This is a genomic window from Croceitalea sp. MTPC5 (assembly GCF_036985505.1).
Classification (GTDB): Bacteria; Bacteroidota; Bacteroidia; order Flavobacteriales; family Flavobacteriaceae; genus Croceitalea.
In genome coordinates this window covers 334,333-358,248 of the sequence record NZ_BTGQ01000001.1, presented here as the reverse complement: position 1 = coordinate 358,248, position 23,916 = coordinate 334,333, and the positions used below count along the sequence as shown (strand labels likewise).

Below are 23,916 nucleotides of genomic sequence, written 5' to 3'. Positions count from 1 at the left end.
TAAAATTGGGGTTATGCCTATGGAAAACCTTAACTTCTGGGTACAAAAAAAGGCAAGCTACCTACATCGCACCGCTACGACCACATACCCTTGCTGTGTTCCCACCCTGGGGGATTCTGCAGGAGCTGGTCGTGTAGGACTTGCCGAGTGCAAATATACGTCCTTTTAAATTTGTTGCAATCGTATTACATGCTTAATTTGGTCTTTATTTTAAGTTTGAAAATACTATGAATAGCATGAAATTATCCTTTGTCACAATCTTGTTTGTTCTCATCAACTCATGTGGGGGTACTTCTGATGCAACCCAACTATTTGATATTCAATTAGAGGGTAAAAAAAAACAATTCCAAAAAGGACAGTCCGTCGGCGTTGCCATACGTAATAAGGAGCAGAAGGAAATAGGTGAACCAGAATTCAGCATTGATGGTCAGGTTATACAGAGGGTGAACGGTAAGTTAACTTTCAATATCAAGAAATTAGGCAGTAAAACACTGATAGCAAAAATACCCTACGACAATGAAATTGTCGAAATTTCAAAGAATATAAAAATACTTGCTGAAAAAGCCCCTGAAATATATACCTATACTATAAGTAATACCTACCCCCACGACCCAAGCGCGTATACCCAAGGTCTAGAGTTCAGCGACGGTGTTCTCTACGAGAGCACGGGAAAAAAAGGATATTCTACCCTACGTAAGGTGAATTTTGAATCAGGGGAAATCTTGCAGACCGTTAAATTGGAAAAATCCATCTTCGGTGAAGGCATTACCATCTTAAAAGATAAGGTTTACCAACTTAGCTGGCAGAGTGGTATCGGTTATGTCTATAATAAATCGGATTTGAGTAAGATCGAGAGCTTTACTTATGGCAACAGTAAAGAGGGATGGGGGCTTTGCAACGATGGTGAAAAATTATTTAAAAGTGACGGAACCGAAAAAATTTGGTTTCTAGATCCCCAGACCTTGGTTGAAACGGGACACATCGAAATAGTAACCAACAAATCAATTTTCAATAGGGCCAATGAATTGGAGTATGTCGATGGAAAAATCTACGCCAATGTCTACGGCAAAGAAAGTATGATGATCATTGATGCCAGTTCTGGTGCCATTCAAGGGGTCATTAATTTTGGCGGCTTAAAAAAGCTGATTGACAAAGGGGAACAATGGGACGAGCAAAATTCAGTATTGAATGGGGTTGCCTACCACCCAGAAAGAAAGTCATTCTTTGTTACCGGCAAAAACTGGAACAAGCTTTTTGAGGTGCAAATACAGAAAAAAGAGTGATGCGAACCTATACAATGCTAGTAAAGGTCGAAGAAACCGATTTAGATGAATTGCAGCACGTCAACAACATCAAGTATGTAGAATGGATTCAAAAAGTCTCTAAAGACCACTGGTTACAAGTTGCAAAGCAAAATGCACTTCATGATTTTATCTGGGTGGTAAGGGAACACAGAATAACATACTATAGCGGTGCAAAACGCGACGATGAGCTAAGAATACAAACAGAAATCATTCATTCTAAAGGTTCTATTTCTACCAGAAAAGTAAGCATGCGAAACAATAAAACCGATCAATTGGTTGTTAGTTCAGAAACCGATTGGTGTTTGCTCAATGCAAAAACCATGAAACCTACAAGAATACCGGCTTCTATTAAAAATTTATTCGCCGCCCCTTGAAAATAAAAATAGCGACATATTTTGGTTGTGGTATCGTCTTACTATTGATGGGCATCACCTCATGCCGAAAAGACTTTGATTTTAAAGCATCATCGGGCAACCTACAATTTTCAAAGGATACCGTTTACCTTGATACCATTTTCACCAATATTGGCAGCAGTACGTATACCTTAAAGGTCTATAATGGAGAAAATGAGGATGTTTTCATCCCTTCGATAAGATTAAGAAATGGTCAAGAAAGTAGTTATCGTCTAAACGTTGATGGCTTGGCCGGTAAAGAATTCACCGATATTCCCTTATTGGCAAAAGATAGTATGTTCATCTTTATCGAGACTACCTTTGATATTGGCACCACCAATGAAAATGAATTCTTATATACCGATGCCATTCAATTTGAGGGTAACGGGGAAAACAAATCGATTGAACTGGTAACTTTGGTCAAGGATGCGATTTTCTTATACCCACAAACCTTCGACGATGGTATGGGGGAAACATTGCTTTTGGGCGAAGATGAAAATGGGGACGAAATTCGGGTCGAGGGTTTTATATTAGATGATGAAGAACTCAATTTTTCAAATGAAAAACCGTATGTGATTTATGGGTATGCCGGGGTTACCGAAGGCAAAACCCTAACCATTGCCCCCGGTTCACGTATTCATTTTCATGAGAATTCTGGAATATTAGTGGGTTCTGGTGGCAGTATTCAGGTCATGGGTGCATTAAGTGAAGATAAAGTGTTACTTGAGAACGAGGTAATTTTCGAAGGCGATCGTCTAGAACCCGTATTTTCAGATGTTGCTGGGCAATGGGGTACGATATGGATAACCGCGGGTAGTACCAATAATCTTATCGAGTACTTGACGCTGAAAAATGCCAGCATCGGTTTATTGGTCGATGGGCAAACCGGTCTTGAAAGCCCTTCACTGATTATACGTAATAGCCAGATTTACAATAGTGCAACAACCAACCTTTGGGCCAGAACGGCAAAAATCGATGCCCAAAATTTGGTTTTGGGAAATTCAGGTGCCGCATCGCTCTACTGTAATCTTGGCGGTGATTATGATTTTAAACACTGTACCATTGCGAATTACTGGAACTCAGGGTTTCGAAACGCCCCTGCCCTATTGATAGACAATTCGATAGACTTTGCAGACGGCACCAGTATTGGAGCCGATCTGGAAAACGCCTCTTTCTCAAATTGTATCATTGAAGGTAATAAAAACATAGAATTGGTGCTTTCCAATAACACCGTGAATCTTTTTGAATACACGTTTCAAAATTGTGCTTTACAATTCAATGATAGCAACGGTGATTTTAGCGACAATCCCTTATATGATTTTGATAATGACACTTTATTTGAGGCACTTCTCTTAAATGGAAATCCAGAATTTTTAGACCCTACGAACAACCTTTTTATCTTACAGGCAAGTTCAGGATTTCGGAACCTGGGCAATCTAGAAACTGCCCAAGAAGTGCCCGTGGATCTTTTCGGCGTTTCGCGTATTTCAACCCCCGATTTGGGTGCATTTGAGCTTTTGGAGTGAAAATGACCCTTGAAATTCAGTATTTTACGTAAAATCCATAGTTTTTTTGTGGTAAAAATGCAACCCATATTCATTTTCCGTTAGTAATTTGGCTGTATCTATTCAGACATGGATTACAGCTATACCATAATTGACGCCAACGCGGCGACGAGCCTGCAACTGCAATCACAATTGCAAGAGTATCCTGATTTGCGTTATTCTGGCACCGTGTCGAATTGTACCGATGGGTTAAACCAAATATTGAAGTTCTCACCAGATTTGGTACTGGTCAATTTGACCAATAATGCTTCAAAGTGTTTTCAAATGGTGGTAGAGTTGCACCAATACCTACCTACCCTACCCCTAATGATCGGTGTTTCTAAAACTGAGACCCATGCCTATAAAGCCATTAAAAATGGCTTTTTTGATTACTGGTTGTTACCACACAACGAATTCGAGATTCGCAAGACGATTCTAAAACTAAGAAAACAAGAACCACAAGAAGTAGCACCGACAAAACTTTGTTTGAAAACCTATCGCGATTACCATTATATTGACACCAATGACATTCTATACCTAAAAGCAGATAATAATGCCACTGATTTCTATATGAAAGATGGCAGTAAGGTAAGCGCTTATAAAACCTTGAAATCATTCGAAGAGTCATTGCCCGATAACTTCATTCGCATACATCAAAGTTACATTTTGAATACCGACTATGTGTCCCGTATCAATTACGGAAAGTCTACTTGCACACTGAATACCACAGAAGACCACCTACCTTTTTCAAAGTCATATAAAGAGCGTGTCGACCTTCTGAAAAAAAGGCTTTCAAAAAACACGATAGCCTCTCTTAAATAGTACGATTCTCACAAATTTTGTGCTTTCACTAATACTTTTCTGTCAAATACCAGCAGAAAGATGGGTTGTTCATGAGCCTTTTGGGTTGTTTTTACATTGCACCCAACAACAACGATTAAGAACAATTAATTCCCCTAATTTAAAAACTCAGAAAAATGAAAAAAGTATTAAGTATTGTTGCAATTGCTATGATGACTATAGGTTTTGTTTCTTGTGAATCAGAAAGTACGGCAGACCAAGAAGAACTTTTTGTGAATGCTACAGACGATGATGATAAAGTCGATCCAAGAGGAAATTAAATAATAATATCTGTATAGAAGCCCCAAACGATGACGTTTGGGGTTTTTTTGTATCTTGTCTGTAGGGAAAGCGTTACAAACACGTTTACACTACTTATGAAAATTAGGACAAGCTTATTCTTATTCCTGTTATGTATTATAAAACAAGGATATTGTTTCAGATATCCGTCTCAACATTCAAATATAACATCGGATAGTATTCAAATTTGGATAAAATGGGCGAAGGACAGTGTCGGCCTTGATAGAAATGAACGTTTGATTATTTTCAACAAAGCTATCGAAGAAGCAAAAACCAAAAATTCAAAAGTTCTTTCCGATATATCTTTTGCAGCGCTAGAAACAAAAGATTCGATTCTTTTTAAAAAGATAAATAAAAAAGTTATTAAAATCTCCAATAAGGTTGGGGCCAAAAAATCACACGGGCTTGCCCATTGGGATTCTGGGGATTTTTATAAAGACAATCAACCAGACAGCGCTTTCTATCATTATCAAGAGGCATATAAAATCTTTACCAGCATTGAACTTGATTCCGCAAGCCTCCATTATCCAGGTGGACTTCTCTTGGCTATAGGTGATTTAAAGGATGATAGTAAAGATCATATCGGGGCAGAGAGAGATGTCATCCGAGCAATCCAGTATTTCACTAAAGTTGAGAGGCGTGACTGGTTATTTGGTGCTTATAACTCTTTGGGGGTAGTTCAAAATGGGCTTAAAAAATTTGATAAAGGCTTGGAATACCATCATAAAGCAAAAGATTTTATCCAGTATGCCCCTAAAGGTCGACACTTTGGTTACCAAACCACCAATGCAAATAATATTGCCTCAACATATCTCAGAAAAGGTAATTTTGAAAAAGCCTTTGAACTCTATATTCATTTGGAAAAAACAGAAGGTTTACGTTATAAAAGACCTAAGTTGTACGCCAAAGTCTTGGGCAGTAGGGCATATTCTGGCTTTATGAGTGGTCTCAACGACTATCAAGCTTTAGAAAAAAGCTTTGTGCAATCCAACAAGATGTTGGATAGTATAGGTTATATCTATGATAAAGCTAGAAACTATGAATACCATGCGCGTGTACTCGCCGCCAAAAAAGATACTTCCGCTGCGATTCAAAAAGCATTGCTTGCCCGAAAAATTGCCGAAGAAACCAAGAATAATGATCGCTTATTGAGTTCATTACAACTCTTGACTACTTTAGATAAAAGAAATAGCGCCACATATGCCCGATCGTACTTTGATTTGAGTGAAACGCTACAACTTCAAGAACGTAGCATTCAAGATAAATTTGCGCGCATTCGTATGGAGACCGATGAGATCATTGAAGAAAATGAAACCCTTTCGCGGCAAAAGCAGCTTTATGGTGGTATAGCACTTGGTCTTTTGGTTTTTGGTATCGGGGTGTTTACGATAATCTCACAGCGAATAAGCAACCAACGACTCAAGTTCAAGCAAAAGCAACAAGAAAGCAATCAAGAGATTTACAACCTTATGCTCAGCCAACAAGGTAAGATTGAAGAAGGGAAAAAATCAGAGCAAAAAAGGGTCTCTGAAGAATTGCATGATGGTATTCTGGGGCAAATGTTGGGCATACGATTGATTTTAAGCGGTTTGAATGACCGTACCGATGAAGCGGCCGTTTTGCAAAGGGGCGAACTAATCGAAAAATTACGTGAACTCGAAGAGGAAATCAGAACCATCTCTCACGAATTGAATGCCGCGGCTTACGAAAAGGTCGATAATTTTACGAGTGCCATCAAAGAATTGATACAAAATATCAGCGATTCTGCTGCTGTAAGGATAACTTTTGAGTACGACAAAGCACTCAACTGGGACCAATTAAAAGGTGATTTTAAGATCAATCTGTATCGAATTATTCAAGAATGTATTCAGAACTGTGTGAAGCATGCAAAATGCGAAAACATAGTTGTTAATTTTTTTAACAAAGAAAAAATGTTACATTTAACAATAAGTGATGATGGTATCGGTTTTAATACCGCTAAAGGTAAAAAAGGTATTGGCCTTCGAAACATCACTTCTCGAGTTAAAAAATTGCACGGACAACTAAAAATTGATAGCAAAAATAACATAGGGACTGTCGTAACCATCGACCTACCAATGGTATTTGCCCTTGATGGTAGTCTAAAACAAGAAGAGCTGCATGAAACCATTCAAGCAGTATAAACTTTACCTTATCTATGAAAACACTTCGAATTCTAGCCGTTGACGATCATGAAATGACCATGCTTGGTTATAAATTTATTCTTGAACGGATTGTTTTTGACGATTACAATATTATTGTCGACACGGCAAACACCTATGAATCCGCAAAAGAGAAGATAGAAGAATCCGTATATTCCTTTAAATACGACATCATCTTTTTAGATGTGCAACTTTTTCCACCAAATGAAAGTCAGCCTCACAATGGGGAGGACCTGGGTATGCTGTCACGCAAATTGGTCCCTGATTCAAAGATTATTTTCATGTCGTCATTTAGCGATAACTATAGGATCAATAGTATTTTAAAGTCCGTAGATCCCGACGGCTATATGGTAAAGACCGACATCGACCCAAAATCATTGGAGGCAGCTGTAAAAACGGTAGTTGCCGAAGCACCATATTATTCTTCAAAAGCCTTATCGGCCATACGCAAGAAGATGTCGAATGACATCACCTTAGATGAAAACGATAAAAAAATACTTTACCACCTATCTATCGGCACCAAGACCAAAGATCTAGAGAATCATATCGAACTTTCCTCTTCATCCATTGAAAATAGAAAGAGACATTTGAAGTCCCTTTTTGGAACGGAAAAAGAAAATGACCTAGCCTTGATCTTGGCGGCAAAAAACCGTGGATTTATTTAAACCCACAATTCATTTTTCCTTTTTTGCAACTCATAAGGACTTGCGGACAGTTCACTTTTTAAAAAATTTAACATTTTTTTGATGAAATAAAGTGTAAAACCCAAAACTTTTGTGGTTTTTCTGTAATCAAAGCTTAAAAATAGATTCTAACTTCGAATTAACATTTATAAGCTAATTCCGTATGTCAAACCATAACGATATCAATAGTGACCAAAATGGGCAGAACGATTTAGTACTGCTCAACGGATTACATAAGTTTCAAAAGAGTCTGGAACGGGATTTTTATGCTGACTCCCTGATAAAAACAGTACACGGTAAGGGCGATACCACTGAGCTGGTGCTCGAACTTGACTGCAACTTTAGTCTGACCGAAAGCCTTTTTCATCTGAATAATGGTAATTGGGGCAGTTATGATATCAATACTTCGAACGTAGAGGCGGCTTCTCCATTTGAAACGGCCTTGTTCGATTTATCGCGGGAGAACCATAGAAGGGTTGATATCAAAGAACTTACCATCAATCTTAAAGACACTTCCCTTATCGTTACGAAGATTTTTGACTACAGCATACCCGATCAACTCGGCAATATCTTGGCGTCGATCAGTGAAAATTTTGTGCATTTTACGAAAGCCTTAACCGAAATGCCCTACGAAATTTTCGTGCCTATTTTTGAAGAATCGCAGCCAAAGGTCGCTTCGGCGGTAACAAGCACGAAAAAATCCAAAACGGATTATTTTGATTTTTGGGGGCTTTATTTTGAATCGAATATTGATGCAGTGGTCTATGACCTCAAATCACGCACGATTATCGATGAAAGCGATTTCTTCCTTCTCAATCAGTAGTGATCGAACATTACTTCAACTAGTATTGGAACAAGGGGCGATCTCCCATCAGTTCATTAACCTTTGATTTCACTTTTTTGATTCGTTCTTCGTTAGTGGCATTGCCTATAATTTCATCAATATAGCCAACAACGGTTTCCATATCAGCCTCTTTCAAACCCCTAGTAGTAATCGCCGGGGTTCCGAAACGGATACCTGAGGTAATGAATGGCGATTGGTCATCAAACGGCACCATATTCTTATTGGCGGTGATATCAGCGGACTCCAATACTTTTTCGGCATCTTTTCCGGTAATGTCCTTGTTTCGTAAATCAATCAGCATCATATGATTATCAGTACCACCAGAAATGACATGATACCCCAGATTCATAAAAGCTTTGGCCATTGCCTCGGCATTTTTCTTCACTTGTATCATATAATGCAGAAATTCATCGGAAAGTGCTTCACCGAACGCCACTGCTTTTGCGGCTATGATATGTTCTAGTGGCCCACCCTGATTACCAGGAAAAACGGCCAAATCCAATAGGCCCGACATTTTTCGAAGGTTTCCATTTTTCAATTTAATCCCAAAAGGATTCTCAAAGTTCTCGCCCATCAAGATCAGTCCTCCCCTTGGTCCCCTCAAGGTTTTATGTGTTGTCGTGGTCACGACATGACAATGCGGTATGGGATCGTTCAAAATACCTTTTGCGATCAAACCTGATGGATGTGAGATATCGGCCAAAAGTAGGGCGCCGACACTGTCTGCAATTTCACGAAAACGCTTAAAGTCCATATCCCTAGAATAAGCTGAAGCGCCTGCAATGATCATTTTGGGTTTTTCACGCACCGCGATCTCTTGTATATTATCGTAATCAAGAATACCCGATGCTTTATCAACACCATAAAAGACCGGGTTGTATAAACGACCTGAGAAATTCACTGGTGAACCGTGTGTCAAGTGGCCGCCGTGCGAAAGGTCGAAACCCAAGATGGTATCACCTGGTTTCAAACAAGCATGATACACCGATGCATTGGCCTGAGATCCTGAATGGGGCTGTACGTTGGCGTAGACCGCACCAAAAAGTTCTTTGGCCCTATCGATAGCCAATTGTTCTACCTGATCTACGACTTCGCATCCTCCATAATAACGTTTACCGGGGTATCCCTCGGCATATTTATTGGTCAAGACCGACCCGCAGGCCTCCATCACTTGCGGACTTGTAAAATTCTCTGAGGCGATTAACTCAATACCTTCAGTTTGACGTTGTCTTTCTTTCTCTATTAGGTCAAAAATCATGGAATCTTTATGCATCGTAGTAGTTTAATAAGCGTCAAAAATACAAATTGCTAAAATGAAATCTTTGATAACCAAGCCAATATTCCATGAATTTATCAAACGGGAATTAACAAATCTTGGTTTATTTTAAGTTTCTACAAATCAAATACTTATAACCAAATATACTAGCCATCGTTCTTTTTCGTTTAACATGAATAGGATTTTGGCACGCCAATTGGATTCTTATAACCAAACCATAAAAATTAAAAGCCATGAAAAAACTTATACTTTTAGGTACTCTTGTCCTACTCGTCGCATGTGGAGGGGTCAAAAGAACACAAGAAGCTTTAAACAGTGGCAACTATACCACTGCAATAAATAAAGCCCTGAAAGAGCTTAGAAATAATAAGACCAAAAAAGGGCATCAGAGGTATGTGCTCTTATTGGAAGAAGCCTTCAAAAAAAATGCGCAAAGGGAATTGGAACAGGTCGCTTTTTTAGAACGTGAAGGAAACCCCGCGAATCTAGAAACCATCTATAAATCGTACCAACGACTGAAACAATTGCAAGAGCGTATTGACCCGTTATTACCCTTGCCCATATATGATGAAAATAGAAACGCTGATTTTGATTTCGTCAATTACGATTCAAAATTGATCAAGACCAAAACGGCGCTTTCGGCATATTTGTATGCCAATGCAAGCGACCTATTGAAAAATGCGGTAAGTAAGTTCGATTACAGACAGGCTTATGATGAGTTGAACTATTTGAGCGAGATTAACCCTGGTTACAACGATACCAGAACCTTGATGGAAGAGGCTTATGAAAAAGGATTGGATTATGTAATGGTAGAGTTGCGAAATGATACACAACAGGTAATACCTGTGAGGTTGGAAGAAGAGCTTTTAGACTTCAATACTTTTGGCATCAATAACTTCTGGGCGAAATTTCATACCAATCCGGTCAGTGACCTAAAATATGATTATTCCATGCAATTGGATTTCAAGGAAATCAACATCTCACCTGAACGGGTCAATGAGACTCAAATTTTAAAGGAAAAACTAGTGAAGGATGGCTTTGAATACGTTTTGGATGAAAATGGAAACGTGGCAAAGGATAGTCTAGGTAATGATATCAAAGTCGATAAGTTCAAGAAGGTTACTTGTGATTTTTATAGGTTCACCCAATTAAAAACCGCGCAAATTGCAGCTAAGGTCAGTTTTTTAGACCTACAAAATGGGCAAGCCATAAACACATACCCTTTATCAAGCGAATTCATTTTTGAACATATCTATGCAAACTATCAAGGTGATCGCAGGGCCTTGGACAATGAATTGGTGGCTTTATTGGATTTGGCCGCAGTACCTTTTCCTTCAAACGAGCAAATGGTCTATGACGCCGGAGAAGACCTAAAAGCCCGTTTAAAGGATATTGTTCGAAGAAATAATTTCAACTAATAAGACAAGCCCCAGAATATTGGGGCTTTTTTATAGGAATTTTTCGAGGTCGACCTCTGAAATGGCCCCATGGGATGTATGAAAGACCGTGGAGTTATTTTTTACGACCAACAATTGTGGGGATTGATGGATTACTTGAAACCGAATCGCCACTTCGTTTGAAACTTCACGATGCGCTTGTAGGTCTAGAAAATATAAATCTATTTTGCCCGCTTCAATAGCGTAACTATCGGTAAACATATTCAATACCATTCTACTGATACCACAAGTCGTTGAGTGCTTGAAAATAATCTGCGGCCTGACTTTCGATTTTTCTTCAATATCAGGCAGTTGATCTAATCGTTGTAAGGGCGTCCACGGTAAAACTTTTTTATCACCGGTCGAACCGGCACTTCCCCCAAATATATTTTTAAATAGTCCCATAACACAAATTTAAGTCTTAAGTCGCGTAATCCAACAATGCTTACAAACTGACGAAATGTCTTTTATTTCAAGGGTTTAGATGTCATTTTGACTGGTTCGCTATGATGGTAGGGTTGTTGAAGTGTAAAGGAAAACGAGAGATATGAATTTTAATAATTACACCATAAAATCACAAGAAGCGCTACAACAGGCGCAAATAATAGCGCAAGGTTTTGGGCACCAGCAGATAGAAAATGAACACTTGTTCAAGGCCATAAGTGAGGTCGATGAAAATGTAATGCCCTTTATCTTAAAAAAGCTAAATGTAAATACTAGTCTGCTATATCAGGTATTGGACAAAGAGATCGAACGTTTTCCAAAGGTAGAAGGTACCGATATCATGCTCTCTAGGGAAGCAGGTAAGACGTTGAACGAGGCCAGTATCGTAGCTAAAAAGATGGATGACGAGTTTGTTTCCATTGAACATTTGATTTTGGCCATATTCAAGTCTAAAAGTAAAATTGGCCAAATCTTAAAAGACAATGGGGTCTCTGAAAAAGAACTACAAGCGGCCATTCAAGAACTTAGAAAGGGTGGTCAAGTAACCTCACAAAGTGCGGAAGAAACCTATAATTCATTGGAAAAATATGCCAAAAACCTAAATCAGCTGGCCGATTCGGGTAAATTAGACCCTGTTATCGGACGTGATGAGGAAATACGGAGGATCCTTCAAATATTATCAAGAAGAACCAAAAACAACCCGATGTTAGTGGGTGAACCGGGTGTTGGTAAAACAGCCATTGCCGAGGGACTGGCCCACAGAATCGTTCAGAAAGACGTACCCGAAAACCTTAAAGAGAAAACCATATATTCTTTAGACATGGGTGCCCTTATTGCAGGAGCCAAGTACAAAGGTGAATTTGAAGAACGATTAAAAGCGGTAATTAAGGAAGTAACTGCTTCAGATGGTGATATCGTGCTTTTCATTGATGAGATACATACGCTTGTAGGTGCTGGGGGAGGCCAAGGCGCCATGGATGCCGCCAATATTCTAAAACCTGCCTTGGCCCGAGGAGAACTTAGGGCCATCGGAGCAACGACCCTTGATGAATATCAAAAATACTTTGAAAAAGATAAAGCCCTCGAAAGGCGTTTTCAAAAAGTGATGGTCGATGAACCCGATACCGAGAGCGCCATTTCGATTCTTAGGGGTATCAAAGAAAAGTATGAGGCCCATCATAAAGTACGTATCAAAGACGAGGCGGTAATCTCGGCGGTAACCCTGTCGCAACGTTATATCACAAATCGGTTTTTACCAGATAAGGCGATTGACCTGATTGACGAGGCTGCTTCAAAACTACGTATGGAAATAAATTCCAAACCAGAAGAACTCGACGTTCTCGATAGAAAGATCATGCAACTCGAAATTGAGATCGAAGCGATCAAACGGGAAAATGACGACACAAAACTGAAGTCTTTGAATCTTGAGTTGGCAAATCAAAAAGAGGTGCGAAATGAAATATTCGCCAAATGGGAGAGTGAGAAAACCGTTGTCGACAATATTCAAAAGACGAAGCAAGCCATCGAGAACTATAAGCTCGAAGCAGAACGTGCCGAACGCAATGGCGACTATGGCAAAGTGGCCGAGCTTCGCTATGGCAAAATAAAAGAGGCCCAAGAAACCTTGGAAGAGCTGAATGTCGAGCTTCAAGAACAGCAGAAATCAGACACCCTTATCAAAGAAGAGGTTACCAATGAGGATATTGCAGAGGTCGTGGCAAAATGGACCGGGATACCGGTTACGAAAATGCTACAGGGCGAACGTGAAAAATTATTACAGCTTGAGACCGTATTACATGAAAGGGTCGTAGGGCAAGAAGAAGCGATTGAAGCGGTTTCAGATGCCATCAGAAGAAGCAGGACCGGTCTACAAGATGAAAAGAAACCAATCGGTTCCTTCTTATTTCTAGGTACGACGGGTGTCGGTAAAACGGAGCTGGCCAAGACCTTGGCGGCTTATCTTTTCGATGATGAGAATGCAATGACCCGAATTGATATGAGCGAATACCAAGAACGGCATTCGGTAAGCAGGCTGGTCGGTGCGCCCCCGGGGTACGTTGGTTACGACGAAGGTGGGCAGTTGACCGAAGCGGTGAGGCGTAGACCCTATTCCGTGGTGCTATTGGATGAAATCGAGAAAGCACACCCCGATACCTTTAATGTTCTGCTACAGGTATTGGATGAAGGTAGGCTGACCGATAATAAAGGTAGGGTAGCCGATTTCAAAAATTGCATCATCATTATGACCAGTAATATGGGAAGCCATATCATTCAAGAGAAGTTCGAGACCAATAATGATAGTTTCAGTGCGACCGAGGCTGCAAGGGTCGAAGTAATGGGTTTACTGCGTAAAACCATTCGACCTGAGTTTTTGAACCGTATTGATGATATTATTATGTTCACCCCGCTGAACCGGACGAACATTCAAGAGATAGTCCATCTACAACTTAATGGGTTGAAAAAGATGTTGTCTAAACAGCATATAACGTTGGATGCGACACCCGAGGCCATAACCTATTTAGCCAATAAGGGTTATGACCCACAGTATGGTGCAAGGCCAATAAAACGTCTGCTACAAAAGGAAGTTTTGAATAAACTCTCAAAAGAGTTACTGTCAGGCACCATTAAAAGTGAAAGCATCATCTTGCTTGATTCATTCGACGATGAAATGGTCTTTAGAAACCAAAATGAATTGGTCAAGTAATACGCACGAATATGAATTGAAAAGCATCCCTAACAGGATGCTTTTTTTTGATATACCATACAGTATCTTTTTTTATCTTCGCTAAAACCAATTCTCTAAGATGACTAGAAAGGCTGAAAGGACCACGCAATATATTATCGAAACTGTAGCCCCCATATTCAATAAATATGGTTATGTAGGAACGAGTATGAGCCATCTGACAGAGGCAACCGGGCTTACCAAAGGGGCACTCTATGGTAACTTCGAGAATAAGGAAGCATTGGCGCTGGCGGCCTTTCAATACAATCGTACTATTTTACTGAAAAAAATAGATGGGCTTTTGACCGCAGAGGGCGATGCCCTTGCAAAAATCGAGTCGTTGATCAATTTTTACAGGCAATATGATGTTTTTACCTTACCAATAGGGGGCTGCCCAATTTTAAATATAGGGGTCGATGCACAACATAATAACTCCCTTTTGGCCGCCGCAGCGAAAGAAACCATAAAAGAGGTCGAAGGTAAAATCGCATTGGTCTTAGAGAATGGTGTTAAACGCAATGAAATTAAAATTCCCGTGCCACCGTTGCAATTTGCAAAACAGCTTTACACCATTCTTCAAGGGGCAGTTGCCATGGGCACCATGACCCGCGATAGAAAATATCTAATAAATACGGCAGCATACCTGAACTATTTGGTTTCCAACGAAATCAAAAAATGACTTGGTCTTCTACCAATCACAAGATGAAACGAAATAGACAGGTTGCGTTTATGTAGTAAGGCTTGTTCATGGCCGATTTAATAATTAAGTACTATTTTTAACTATATTCTAAGGTATTACACATGGGGACTGAAACAAAATATCCAATAAAAAAAATGCTTAAGTCGTTCTTCCCTTTTTTTATTTTTTTGGGATTATTGAGTTGTAACACTACCGAAAAAAGTGAGGCGATACCGAACGAACCGACCGTTTCAAGCTTTTATTTAATACGCCACGCCGAAAAAGATCGTAGTGATTCAACAAATATTGACCCAGAGTTAATGCAGAAAGGTTTAGACCGTGCCATTCGCTGGGCAGAAGTATTTGACGACATTCCCCTTGACGTCATTTATTCCACAAACTACGAACGAACTAGAATGACAGCAGCCCCGACCTCTGTCAAAAAAGATATCGATATCGATTATTATGACCCAAGGGAATTGGACTTCGAAGCATTCAAAGCTGAAAATGTGGGGCTGAACGTCTTAATCGTGGGTCATAGCAACACCACACCGCAATTCGTTAACGAACTGCTAGGTCAAGAAAAATATGGAGCTCTTGAAGATACCGATAATAGTAGCCTCTTTATAGTCACCCTAGTAGATAGCGTTGCAACGGATATCCACTTGCGAATCAATTGATTTCGTCAATTGACCTCTATTTCGGCCAGTTCGATTTTTGAGAGCATTTCCAATTCCTTTTCCTCAAATAAACCGTCAATTTCGTAGATGTCGGCATCTTTAGTTTTTGGTTTGTAGTTATTGTAATCCACAAATCGAATACCATTCACATAACGTTCATTGAATGCTTCCCTAAAGCGTATGCCGCCACCATCAACATGGAATTCATAAGCTAAGAAATCGGGTTTAAAGGTCTCTTTATTGAACCAATAGATATAAACATCATCAAAATCATCACCTCCCCCTTCGGTATCGAAGGTCACCTTGACTTTGTAATAGGTCTTTCCCTTTAAGTTGGTCTCCCCAAGTAATTCCCTGTTCACGGCCGGGTCATTCAACCCGAAGGGCAATCTCGCAAAGTAATGTACCGAGTTGACCGAATTGGCATATCTATTGGCCATCGAATCCGATAAAATGAGTAAGCTGTCATTAAAGAAGCGTTGAAATCCTGAATTTGTCTTAACATCCGTTATTTTTAAAGAATCCGTGTAGGTAATCCTTTGTAATATTTTCTTCCCATTTGTAACCTTCGATAGGTATTTTTTGTTTCTGAACGAGAATGAAGTTCCCTTCTCTTTGTATAATTGACCACCACTCACCTCAATCGATTTGTTTACGATTTCATCGACCATTGGTTGTTTTGCAATTTTGGCACAGCCTGATAGAACTAAAAAAAGTACTCCAACTAAAGAAATTTTCATAATACCTATTTGATTTATAATCGTAAAAACAAACCCTACATTACAATTTGCGAATTAAACTTATTTTTGCCCAGTATGCAGAAAAATATAAACATAAAAAATAAAAGGGCCCGTTTTGATTATGAGCTATTGGATACCTATACCGCGGGTATAGTACTTTCAGGTACAGAAATAAAATCCATTCGCCTAGGGAAGGCATCCATATCGCAAAGCTTTTGCGAATTTAATGATAAGGATGAGCTTTTCGTTATCAATATGCAAGTTGATGAATACAGTCACGGCGGATATTACAATCACAAACCCAAGGCAGAGCGTAAACTTTTATTGAATAGGCGGGAGCTGAAGAAACTAAAGCGCGAGGTGGTGACCTCTGGTTTGACCATAGTTCCCTTGAACTTATTTACCAATGATAGGGGCCTAGCCAAATTGAATATTGCATTGGCAAAAGGTAAAAAACAATTTGACAAGCGCGAAACAATTAAGGACAGAGACAATAAAAAGAACTTAGATCGAATCAAAAAGAGCTTTAATAGCTGAAAAGACAAATTTTAACAAATACTAAACAGCGCTTTATCCGAGCATTATTTAATATTACTTTGAACTAAATACCAGCAATTGACGACTAACCCTATTATAAAGCGATTTTCACATTAGCACAACAATAGTATTCGTAGCAGCAAATTTTATGGGGCATCATTGTCTTACTAACCCTTCTAAAAAATAAACCGTGCCAAAGGTCTTTGCAATTTCAAGGCAAATTTATCTTGTCATAGTTCTTTTCATATTACCCTTGGCCATCTCGGCACAGATTCAAGGTCGGGTAACGGACAATAACAATGAACCACTTTCTTTTGTCAGTATCTATTTTGAGGGCACGCTGAATGGTACCATTACCAATGATAATGGGTTTTATGAGCTCGAACTGCAACGGACCGGCACCTACACCATCGTATTTAAGTATTTGGGGTTTAAAACAAAAAAAGAAACTATTACCATCGAACGTATTCCTTTCACATTCGACATGGTACTGGAAGAAGAAAACATTACACTGACCGAAGTCGCGGTCACTGCTAGCGAAAACCCTGCGAATAGGGTCATTAGAAACGCTATTGCCAAAAGGAAAGCTTACAAAAAGGAAATCACTTCCTATACTGCCGATTTTTACTCGAAAGGACTTATAAAAATCAAGGATGCCCCTGAAAAAATACTTGGGCAAGACCTTGGGGATTTTGGTGGGGGACTTGATTCTACAAGGTCTGGTATTATATATCTTTCTGAGACCATCTCAAAGATCGCGCAACGCAACAACAAGTTCAAGGAAAAAATCTTTGCTTCTAAAGTAAGTGGAGACGACAACGGTTTTAGTTTTAACAATGCCTCTGATGTCAATTTCTCATTCTATAAAAATACCATCGAGTTTGGCAATCAACTCGTGTCACCTATCGCTGATAACGCTTTTGCGTACTACAGATTTAAATTAATCGGTACTTTTTACGATGACAACAATAACCTTATCAATCAAATAGAAGTCTTACCAAAAAGGGTTAAAGACCGTGTTTTTAGTGGTATCATTTACATCGTAGAGAATAGCTGGGCCATCTATGCGGTCGATCTAAGGGTGACCGGTGAGCAAACGCAGATTTTACCCGTTGACACAATCTCTTTAAAACAGACCTTTAACTATTCCCCAAAAGATAAAACCTGGCTCAAGGTGCTGCAAAGTCTAGATTTTCAATACAGCATATTTGGTTTTAAAGGCGATGGAAGGTTCACTGCGGGATATAAAAATTACAACCTAGACCCACAATTTCAAAAGAAGGATTTTACAAATGAAATTCTTTCTTTCGAAGAAAATGCAAATAAAAAGGATTCATTATTTTGGGAAGAAGTTCGCCCAGTGCCTTTGACCAATGAAGAAACCGTAGATTATGTAGTCAAAGATAGTGTTCAAGTAATTCGAAAATCGCAACAGTATTTAGATTCCGTCGATGCAAAAGGAAACAGACTTACCCTTGGTTCACTACTTTTTGGCTATACCCATAATAATACCTTTAAGGAAAAATCATATACCCTAAAAACGCCTGTTTCGGCTACGTTTTATAATACCGTACAGGGTTGGCATGGTGGCTTTGGTCTTGATTACGTAAAACGGAATGAGGAAAAAGGTACAAGGTTCAATGCCAGTAGCAGTTTCGATTATGGCCTTTCAGACAAACGCTTTAGACCTAAGGTATCAATTGCATACCGTTTTAATAATTTCTCAAGACCCTACCTTAGGCTAAGTGGTGGCAATGAAGCAGTTCAGTTCAATAATAACAATCCCATAACACCCTTTGGCAATACCTTGGCCTCACTACTGTTCGAAGATAATTTTGCCAAGTTTTATGGAAAAACCTTTTCAGAGGTATTTTACTCGCAAGAGCTTACCAACGGAATTTATGGGTATTTGAATTTTGGTTACGAAGAAAGAAGACCTCTTTTCAACACTACGGATTATGTTTTGTTCGGTGATGAAAATGAGGATTATACTTCAAATAACCCCCTAGCCCCTTTGGATTTTGAGAACCCTGCTTTTGAAAGACACAACATATTAAAATTGTCATTGACAACAAGAATACGGTTCGGGCAAAAGTATTTGAACTACCCAGATGGAAAGTTCAATTTTTCTGAAGATAGGTTTCCCACACTTTTTATTGGCTATGAAAAAGGATTTGCCAGTAGTGACGCACAAAACAATTTTGATCAGTTTAAAATAAGACTGGTGCAAGACTTTTCAATTGGTGACAAAGGAAGGTTCGCCTATAACCTCAAAGCCGGTACATTCGTGAATGCCGAAGCTATATCTTTTGTCGATTTTCAACATTTTAACGGTAACCGAACACGGGTCACAAGAGGTAATTATCTAAATTCGTTCTTCTTGCTGCCCTACTATGACCTAAGTACCAATGGCGATTACTTTGAAGGCCATGTAGCACATAATTTCAAGGGATATATCATGAACAAAATACCCTTATTGAACAAACTCAATGGAAATTTGATAGTCAGTGCAAAATTATTGGCGACTGAGGGCACTAGCATGTATTCTGAATTCGGTCTGGCCTTGGGAAATCTAGGTTGGAAAAAATTTCGGTTTTTAAGGGTAGGCTATGTTCAAAATCATTTTGAGGGCATCACGGAACGTGGTGTGAATTTTGGTGTTCAATTCTAATTTTTGTCCTCTAATAAAGGTACGAACCTGAAATCACCAAATTCCTTTTTTTCAAATTCCTTATCCGATTTTCTAATAAAAAGGGTCATTATCTGGCTCTCAACCCCAACGGGAATTACCAACCTACCCCCTACCTTTAATTGTGCCAATAATGGTTTGGGTACTATCGGTGCCCCGGCGGTTACGATTATCCCATCGAAGGGAGCCGCTTCTTGATATCCCTTGTACCCATCGCCAAAAATCACCTTTTTGGGGCGATAACCCATTTTTGAAAAAAACAGTTTCGTTTTTTTGAACAACTCTTGTTGCCTTTCAATAGTGTACACCTTAGCTTTTAAATGAAGAAGAACCGCGGTTTGGTAACCACTACCGGTACCAATTTCCAAAATTTTGGCGTTTGGCCCCATATTCAAGAGTTCGGTTTGAAAAGCAACCGTATAAGGTTGTGAAATCGTTTGGTCGGCCCCAATGGGAAAAGCCTTGTCTTGATAGGCATGGGCTTCAAAACCACTATCGAGAAACAGATGTCGGGGCACTTCACGAATCGCATTTAGTACTTTTTCATTGGCAATTCCCTTACTGGCAACTACCCCTGCCAATTGATTACGCATTCCCTTGTGTTTGAAAGTATCTTGCATGTCGTGGTTTGGATTACGAAATTAAAAAGTTCTATGATCTTGTGGTATCAATTGACTTAAATTCTAGTGATATTCCTATTTTTGAAAAAAGAAGAAATTCATGTTGAGAGTAGGAGTCTTAGGAGCTGGACATTTAGGTAAAATCCATTTACGTTTACTCAATCAATCCTCAAAATACGAACTTGTAGGTTTTTATGACCCCGACGAGATCAGTGCACAAAAGGTGGTCTCTGAATTAGGGTACACCTTTTATGAAAATATCAATGCCTTGATTGACGCCGTTGATGTAGTCGATATCGTGACCCCTACCCTTTCGCATTTTGACTGTGCAAAAAAAGCCATGGAAAAAGGCAAGCATGTTTTCATAGAAAAACCCATTACCAATACCCTTGAAGAGGCCGAACGATTGGTCGCGATGGAAAAAGAACACCGCGTAAAAGGCCAAGTAGGTCATGTAGAACGATTTAACCCAGCTTTCATCTCGGTGAAATCGAAAATTGAACGGCCTATGTTCATTGAAACACACAGGTTGGCTGAATTCAATCCGAGGGGTACCGATGTTCCTGTCGTCTTAGATTTAATGATACATGATATTGATGCGATTTTAAGCGTTGTGCATTCCGATGTGAAACAGATCAATGCAAGTGGGGTTTCCGTTATAAGTAACTCCCCAGATATTGCGAATGCGCGAATTGAATTTGAAAATGGATGTGTGGCCAACCTAACGGCGAGTCGTATCTCTTTAAAAAATATGCGTAAATCACGTTTTTTTCAAAAAGACGCCTACATCTCCGTTGACTTTCTCGAAAAGAAAGTAGAAGTCGTTAAAATGAAGGATGCCCCTGAAAATCCTGGGGATTTTGATATGATCTTACAGAATGCGGAAGGGGTCAAAAAACAGATCTATTTTGAGAATCCCAATGTCGAAACGAATAATGCCATTCTCGATGAGTTAGAGACTTTTGCAGAGGCCATAACCAATGATACCACACCGGTGGTTTCTTTGGCGCAAGGTACCAAAGCGTTAAAAGTAGCCTTACAGATCATCAATGCCTTCGAAAAATAAACAAGCACATATAAACGCGATAGAAAATCCAATAATATGAAGAATATAGCAGTCATAGGTGCCGGCACGATGGGTAATGGTATTGCCCATGTATTTGCACAAAATGGGTTCGGGGTACGGCTTATCGATATCTCAGAAACTTCATTGAAGCTAGGTCTGGAGACGATTTCCAAAAATTTAGATAGAATGTTGGCCAAAGGCCTTATTACGGAAAATGATAAAAACGCCACTTTAGGCAATATTAGCCCATTTACCAGCTTAAAAAGTGGTGTTGAAAATACCGATTTGGTCGTCGAGGCAGCCACCGAAAATCTAAAGGTAAAGCTGGACATCTTTAAAGAATTGGACCGCATTTGTGATGCGGAAACGATACTGGCTTCCAATACTTCCTCCATATCAATAACCCAAATCGCCGCGGTAACGCAAAGACCTGATAAAGTAATAGGCATGCATTTCATGAATCCGGTCCCCATCATGAAATTAGTGGAAATTATTCGGGGTTATAGTACTTCAGACCTCGTTACCAAAAGTATTATGCAGCTTTCGGAAAAACTGGGCAAGACGCCTACTGAGGTCAATGACTATCCAGGTTTTGTGGCGAACCGCATTCTTATGCCCATGATCAATGAAGCAATCGAGACCCTATACAATCAAGTAGCTGGCGTCAAAGAAATCGATACTGTTATGAAATTGGGCATGGCCCACCCTATGGGGCCTTTACAATTGGCTGATTTTATTGGCTTAGATGTGTGTTTATCCATCTTAAAGGTGATGTACGATGGGTTCAAGAATCCGAAATACGCCCCTTGTCCCTTACTTGTGAACATGGTCAGGGCGGGTAAACTTGGCGTGAAATCAAAAGAAGGGTTTTATGATTATTCGGCATCACGAAAAGCTGAACAAGTTGCCGTACAATTCAAAGCATAATGGCGACCATAAAACCTTTTAAGGCCATAAGGCCGACCAAAGACAAAGTCGCATTTGTTGCCTCAAAGTCTTATGAGGAATACGACATGGAAGAACGCAATGCCATACTGGCCTACAATCCATTTTCATTTCTGCATATCATAAACCCAGGATTTAAGTTCCACAAAACCATATCAGGTAAAGAACGCTTTAAGCTGGTACACAACAGGTATCTCGAATTTTTAGAGGAAAACATTTTTCTTCAAGATGAAAATCCTTGCTTCTACCTTTATCAAATCGAAAACGATGACTTTAAAAGCCTAGGTTTCTTTTGTGCGACCAGTGTTGATGATTACACTGCCGATATTATAAAAAAGCACGAAGATACTTTAAGAAGTAGGGAAGAACTGTTTGCAGACTATCTCAATACCGTAGGGTTTAATGCAGAGCCCGTATTGATGACCTATAAAAATAATCCAGAGATAGCCCAATTACTATCCCAACAGATCAACAATACCCCCGAATATGATTTTACTACGACTGATCGGGTCAGACATCAGGTCTGGAAGGTAGTCGAAAGCGACGTGATCCATCAAATTCAAGAAATCTTTGAGGCATCCGAAGCCCTATACATCGCAGATGGTCACCACAGAAGTGCCTCTTCCTTTTTGTTACGAGAAGAACTAAAGGCCCGTAATCCATCACATACTGGCAACGAAGCTTATAATTTCTTCATGTCATATCTGATTCCAGAGTCAGAGGTAAGGATTTATGAGTTCAACAGAATGGTCAAGGATCTAAATGGATTTTCAAAAGAAGGGTTTTTAATACAATTGGACACCTATTACCGAATAGAGGAAAAGGATGATGGAATTTACAAACCTTCTAAAAAGCATCACTTTAGTATGTATCTAGACGGTCGGTTCTATTCGCTATACTTGCGCAAAAAAGTCTATGATTTCACAGATGCCCTAAGCACCTTGGATACACAGATCTTATATAAGACCATTTTAGAACCCATATTGGGAATCAGTGATTTGCGAAACGATAGTAGAATAGCCTACGGTTACGGTAAATACAATTTATTGAAAATGAAGGATACGATTGATAACGGTGAATTTGCGGTAGGGTTCAGTTTGGTGCCGATAACCATTGATGAGGTCAAGGCAGTTGCCGATGAGGGTCTCGTAATGCCACCAAAAAGTACGTATATCGAACCTAAATTGCGAAGTGGACTTAGTATATATAAACTATAAGTGCCCATTGCCAATTTTTTAGCGCCATTATCGCGTCAATTTTATATAAAACCCTTATCATAATCGGCCTAGTTTTAATAGGGTCAACAGTAACAAATAGCAAATTATAATGTCAATAGCCGACAACTTAAAAAAGATTAAAGAAAAGCTTCCTGAGCAGGTAACACTGGTCGCCGTTTCAAAAACGAAGCCAATAGGCGACCTGCAATCGGCATACGAATCGGGACAACGAATTTTCGGGGAAAATAAGATTCAGGAGATGACCGAAAAATGGGAATCCCTACCAAAAGATATCAAATGGCATATGATAGGCCATGTACAACGCAATAAGGTCAAATACATGGCTGAGTATGTTGATTTGATCCATGGGGTCGATAGTCTGCGGTTATTAAAGGAAATCAATAAACAAGCCCTAAAAAAGAAACGGGTGATTTCTTGCTTACTGCAGGTACATATTGCCGAAGAAGAGACCAAGTTTGGCCTGAGTCAAAAAGAGCTTTTGACAATGGTGGACTCAGACGATTTTAAAGTATTAAAGAACATCAAGGTGAAAGGTCTAATGGGTATGGCCACCTTTACCGACGATACGACACAAGTACGCAAAGAATTTAAAACGTTGAAATCTTGCTTCGACCTTCTAAAGACAAAATTGCCAGACCTGCACGTCCTTTCCATGGGAATGAGTGGTGATTATCAAATAGCGATAGAAGAGGGTAGCACAATGGTGCGTATTGGAAGTAGTATCTTTGGGGCCAGAAATTATTCATAAAACCATCAT

22 protein-coding genes and 1 other RNA gene are annotated in these 23,916 nt (G+C 39.5%); 18 read left to right on the top strand and 5 right to left on the bottom strand.

The features are described from left to right. Nucleotides 1–47: 47 nt before the first annotated feature. Nucleotides 48–146, bottom strand: an RNA gene (gene ffs, locus AACM45_RS01670) — signal recognition particle sRNA small type. 90 nt (nt 147–236) lie between these two features. On the opposite strand from ffs, the gene AACM45_RS01665 reads away from it, so the two are divergent. The 8 genes from AACM45_RS01665 to AACM45_RS01630 all read left to right on the top strand — a co-directional run bounded on the left by AACM45_RS01665 (nt 237) and on the right by AACM45_RS01630 (nt 8,066). Further along, nucleotides 237–1,283, top strand: a complete 1,047-nt coding sequence (locus AACM45_RS01665) for a glutaminyl-peptide cyclotransferase (RefSeq protein WP_339140327.1) — start codon at nt 237–239, stop codon at nt 1,281–1,283. Continuing rightward, nucleotides 1,283–1,678 (top strand): acyl-CoA thioesterase, encoded by a 396-nt coding sequence (locus tag AACM45_RS01660; RefSeq protein WP_339140326.1) that lies wholly within the window; start codon nt 1,283–1,285, stop codon nt 1,676–1,678. Before AACM45_RS01665 ends, AACM45_RS01660 begins: the two co-directional genes overlap by 1 nt. Beyond that, nucleotides 1,675–3,222, top strand: coding sequence for a hypothetical protein (locus AACM45_RS01655; RefSeq protein ID WP_339140325.1), 1,548 nt, complete (start codon nt 1,675–1,677; stop codon nt 3,220–3,222). Before AACM45_RS01660 ends, AACM45_RS01655 begins: the two co-directional genes overlap by 4 nt. A 108-nt stretch (nt 3,223–3,330) precedes the next feature. Beyond that, the gene (locus AACM45_RS01650) at nt 3,331–4,062 is read left to right on the top strand and encodes a LytR/AlgR family response regulator transcription factor (protein WP_339140324.1); all 732 of its coding nucleotides are present in this window, start codon (nt 3,331–3,333) and stop codon (nt 4,060–4,062) included. Nucleotides 4,063–4,217: 155 nt separating this feature from the next. Further along, nucleotides 4,218–4,361 carry a hypothetical protein gene (locus AACM45_RS01645; protein ID WP_339140323.1) on the top strand — a complete coding sequence of 48 codons (144 nt, stop codon included), beginning with the start codon at nt 4,218–4,220 and terminating at the stop codon, nt 4,359–4,361. Nucleotides 4,362–4,457: 96 nt separating this feature from the next. Continuing rightward, complete coding sequence (locus AACM45_RS01640; RefSeq protein WP_339140322.1) at nt 4,458–6,542, top strand: ATP-binding protein; 2,085 nt, start codon at nt 4,458–4,460, stop codon at nt 6,540–6,542. A gap of 14 nt (nt 6,543–6,556) precedes the next feature. Then, nucleotides 6,557–7,225 (top strand): histidine kinase, encoded by a 669-nt coding sequence (locus AACM45_RS01635; protein ID WP_339140321.1) that lies wholly within the window; start codon nt 6,557–6,559, stop codon nt 7,223–7,225. Between the two features lie 181 nt (nt 7,226–7,406). Next, complete coding sequence (locus AACM45_RS01630; protein WP_339140320.1) at nt 7,407–8,066, top strand: hypothetical protein; 660 nt, start codon at nt 7,407–7,409, stop codon at nt 8,064–8,066. Between the two features lie 19 nt (nt 8,067–8,085). On the opposite strand, the gene glyA is transcribed toward AACM45_RS01630, so the two are convergent. Then, nucleotides 8,086–9,360, bottom strand: a complete 1,275-nt coding sequence (glyA, locus tag AACM45_RS01625; RefSeq protein ID WP_339140319.1) for a serine hydroxymethyltransferase — start codon at nt 9,358–9,360, stop codon at nt 8,086–8,088. Nucleotides 9,361–9,596: 236 nt separating this feature from the next. Between glyA and AACM45_RS01620 the strand changes: the two genes are divergently transcribed. Continuing rightward, the gene (locus AACM45_RS01620) at nt 9,597–10,781 is read left to right on the top strand and encodes a hypothetical protein (protein WP_339140318.1); all 1,185 of its coding nucleotides are present in this window, start codon (nt 9,597–9,599) and stop codon (nt 10,779–10,781) included. Nucleotides 10,782–10,811: 30 nt separating this feature from the next. Here AACM45_RS01620 and ytxJ read toward each other — a convergent pair whose 3' ends face one another. Next, a complete protein-coding gene (ytxJ, locus tag AACM45_RS01615; protein ID WP_339140317.1) occupies nt 10,812–11,204 on the bottom strand; it encodes a bacillithiol system redox-active protein YtxJ in 393 nt (130 codons plus the stop codon). Between the two features lie 142 nt (nt 11,205–11,346). Here ytxJ and clpB point away from each other — a divergent pair, with 142 nt between their 5' ends. The 3 genes from clpB (at nt 11,347) to AACM45_RS01600 (ending at nt 15,324) form a co-directional block, all read left to right on the top strand. Next, nucleotides 11,347–13,947 carry an ATP-dependent chaperone ClpB gene (gene clpB / locus AACM45_RS01610; protein WP_339140316.1) on the top strand — a complete coding sequence of 867 codons (2,601 nt, stop codon included), beginning with the start codon at nt 11,347–11,349 and terminating at the stop codon, nt 13,945–13,947. 100 nt (nt 13,948–14,047) lie between these two features. Then, on the top strand, nt 14,048–14,644 hold the full coding sequence (locus tag AACM45_RS01605) for a TetR/AcrR family transcriptional regulator (protein WP_339140315.1): 597 nt from the start codon (nt 14,048–14,050) through the stop codon (nt 14,642–14,644). 155 nt (nt 14,645–14,799) lie between these two features. Continuing rightward, complete coding sequence (locus AACM45_RS01600; protein WP_339140314.1) at nt 14,800–15,324, top strand: SixA phosphatase family protein; 525 nt, start codon at nt 14,800–14,802, stop codon at nt 15,322–15,324. A 5-nt stretch (nt 15,325–15,329) separates the two neighbouring features. On the opposite strand, the gene AACM45_RS01595 is transcribed toward AACM45_RS01600, so the two are convergent. Continuing rightward, complete coding sequence (locus tag AACM45_RS01595; RefSeq protein ID WP_339140313.1) at nt 15,330–16,064, bottom strand: DUF6503 family protein; 735 nt, start codon at nt 16,062–16,064, stop codon at nt 15,330–15,332. A gap of 75 nt (nt 16,065–16,139) precedes the next feature. Between AACM45_RS01595 and smpB the strand changes: the two genes are divergently transcribed. After that, the gene (gene smpB, locus AACM45_RS01590; protein WP_339140312.1) at nt 16,140–16,601 is read left to right on the top strand and encodes an SsrA-binding protein SmpB; all 462 of its coding nucleotides are present in this window, start codon (nt 16,140–16,142) and stop codon (nt 16,599–16,601) included. 190 nt (nt 16,602–16,791) lie between these two features. Continuing rightward, the gene (locus AACM45_RS01585; protein ID WP_339140311.1) at nt 16,792–19,272 is read left to right on the top strand and encodes a DUF5686 and carboxypeptidase regulatory-like domain-containing protein; all 2,481 of its coding nucleotides are present in this window, start codon (nt 16,792–16,794) and stop codon (nt 19,270–19,272) included. Here AACM45_RS01585 and AACM45_RS01580 read toward each other — a convergent pair. Beyond that, the gene (locus AACM45_RS01580) at nt 19,269–19,910 is read right to left on the bottom strand and encodes a protein-L-isoaspartate(D-aspartate) O-methyltransferase (protein ID WP_339140310.1); all 642 of its coding nucleotides are present in this window, start codon (nt 19,908–19,910) and stop codon (nt 19,269–19,271) included. The two genes, AACM45_RS01585 and AACM45_RS01580, sit on opposite strands and share 4 nt — an antisense overlap. Nucleotides 19,911–20,010: 100 nt before the next feature. Here AACM45_RS01580 and AACM45_RS01575 point away from each other — a divergent pair, with 100 nt between their 5' ends. The 4 genes from AACM45_RS01575 (at nt 20,011) to AACM45_RS01560 (ending at nt 23,907) form a co-directional block, all read left to right on the top strand. After that, complete coding sequence (locus AACM45_RS01575; protein WP_339140309.1) at nt 20,011–20,976, top strand: Gfo/Idh/MocA family protein; 966 nt, start codon at nt 20,011–20,013, stop codon at nt 20,974–20,976. A gap of 36 nt (nt 20,977–21,012) precedes the next feature. Next, the gene (locus tag AACM45_RS01570; RefSeq protein ID WP_339140308.1) at nt 21,013–21,903 is read left to right on the top strand and encodes a 3-hydroxyacyl-CoA dehydrogenase family protein; all 891 of its coding nucleotides are present in this window, start codon (nt 21,013–21,015) and stop codon (nt 21,901–21,903) included. Further along, nucleotides 21,903–23,138, top strand: coding sequence for a DUF1015 domain-containing protein (locus AACM45_RS01565; RefSeq protein WP_339140307.1), 1,236 nt, complete (start codon nt 21,903–21,905; stop codon nt 23,136–23,138). The genes AACM45_RS01570 and AACM45_RS01565 overlap by 1 nt, the downstream gene beginning before the upstream one ends. Before the next feature lie 109 nt (nt 23,139–23,247). Beyond that, nucleotides 23,248–23,907: a YggS family pyridoxal phosphate-dependent enzyme gene (locus AACM45_RS01560; RefSeq protein ID WP_339140306.1), complete on the top strand. Its 660-nt coding sequence runs from the start codon at nt 23,248–23,250 to the stop codon at nt 23,905–23,907. Nucleotides 23,908–23,916: the final 9 nt, after the last annotated feature.

Coding starts and splice junctions, on each gene's coding strand:
- AACM45_RS01665 (WP_339140327.1), top strand. CDS start 237: ATGAAATTATCCTTTGTCACAATCTTGTTTGTTCTCATCAACTCATGT.
- AACM45_RS01660 (WP_339140326.1), top strand. CDS start 1,283: ATGCGAACCTATACAATGCTAGTAAAGGTCGAAGAAACCGATTTAGAT.
- AACM45_RS01650 (WP_339140324.1), top strand. CDS start 3,331: ATGGATTACAGCTATACCATAATTGACGCCAACGCGGCGACGAGCCTG.
- AACM45_RS01645 (WP_339140323.1), top strand. CDS start 4,218: ATGAAAAAAGTATTAAGTATTGTTGCAATTGCTATGATGACTATAGGT.
- AACM45_RS01640 (WP_339140322.1), top strand. CDS start 4,458: ATGAAAATTAGGACAAGCTTATTCTTATTCCTGTTATGTATTATAAAA.
- AACM45_RS01635 (WP_339140321.1), top strand. CDS start 6,557: ATGAAAACACTTCGAATTCTAGCCGTTGACGATCATGAAATGACCATG.
- AACM45_RS01630 (WP_339140320.1), top strand. CDS start 7,407: ATGTCAAACCATAACGATATCAATAGTGACCAAAATGGGCAGAACGAT.
- glyA (WP_339140319.1), bottom strand. CDS start 9,360: ATGCATAAAGATTCCATGATTTTTGACCTAATAGAGAAAGAAAGACAA.
- AACM45_RS01620 (WP_339140318.1), top strand. CDS start 9,597: ATGAAAAAACTTATACTTTTAGGTACTCTTGTCCTACTCGTCGCATGT.
- ytxJ (WP_339140317.1), bottom strand. CDS start 11,204: ATGGGACTATTTAAAAATATATTTGGGGGAAGTGCCGGTTCGACCGGT.
- clpB (WP_339140316.1), top strand. CDS start 11,347: ATGAATTTTAATAATTACACCATAAAATCACAAGAAGCGCTACAACAG.
- AACM45_RS01605 (WP_339140315.1), top strand. CDS start 14,048: ATGACTAGAAAGGCTGAAAGGACCACGCAATATATTATCGAAACTGTA.
- AACM45_RS01600 (WP_339140314.1), top strand. CDS start 14,800: ATGCTTAAGTCGTTCTTCCCTTTTTTTATTTTTTTGGGATTATTGAGT.
- AACM45_RS01595 (WP_339140313.1), bottom strand. CDS start 16,064: ATGAAAATTTCTTTAGTTGGAGTACTTTTTTTAGTTCTATCAGGCTGT.
- smpB (WP_339140312.1), top strand. CDS start 16,140: ATGCAGAAAAATATAAACATAAAAAATAAAAGGGCCCGTTTTGATTAT.
- AACM45_RS01580 (WP_339140310.1), bottom strand. CDS start 19,910: ATGCAAGATACTTTCAAACACAAGGGAATGCGTAATCAATTGGCAGGG.
- AACM45_RS01575 (WP_339140309.1), top strand. CDS start 20,011: ATGTTGAGAGTAGGAGTCTTAGGAGCTGGACATTTAGGTAAAATCCAT.
- AACM45_RS01570 (WP_339140308.1), top strand. CDS start 21,013: ATGAAGAATATAGCAGTCATAGGTGCCGGCACGATGGGTAATGGTATT.
- AACM45_RS01565 (WP_339140307.1), top strand. CDS start 21,903: ATGGCGACCATAAAACCTTTTAAGGCCATAAGGCCGACCAAAGACAAA.
- AACM45_RS01560 (WP_339140306.1), top strand. CDS start 23,248: ATGTCAATAGCCGACAACTTAAAAAAGATTAAAGAAAAGCTTCCTGAG.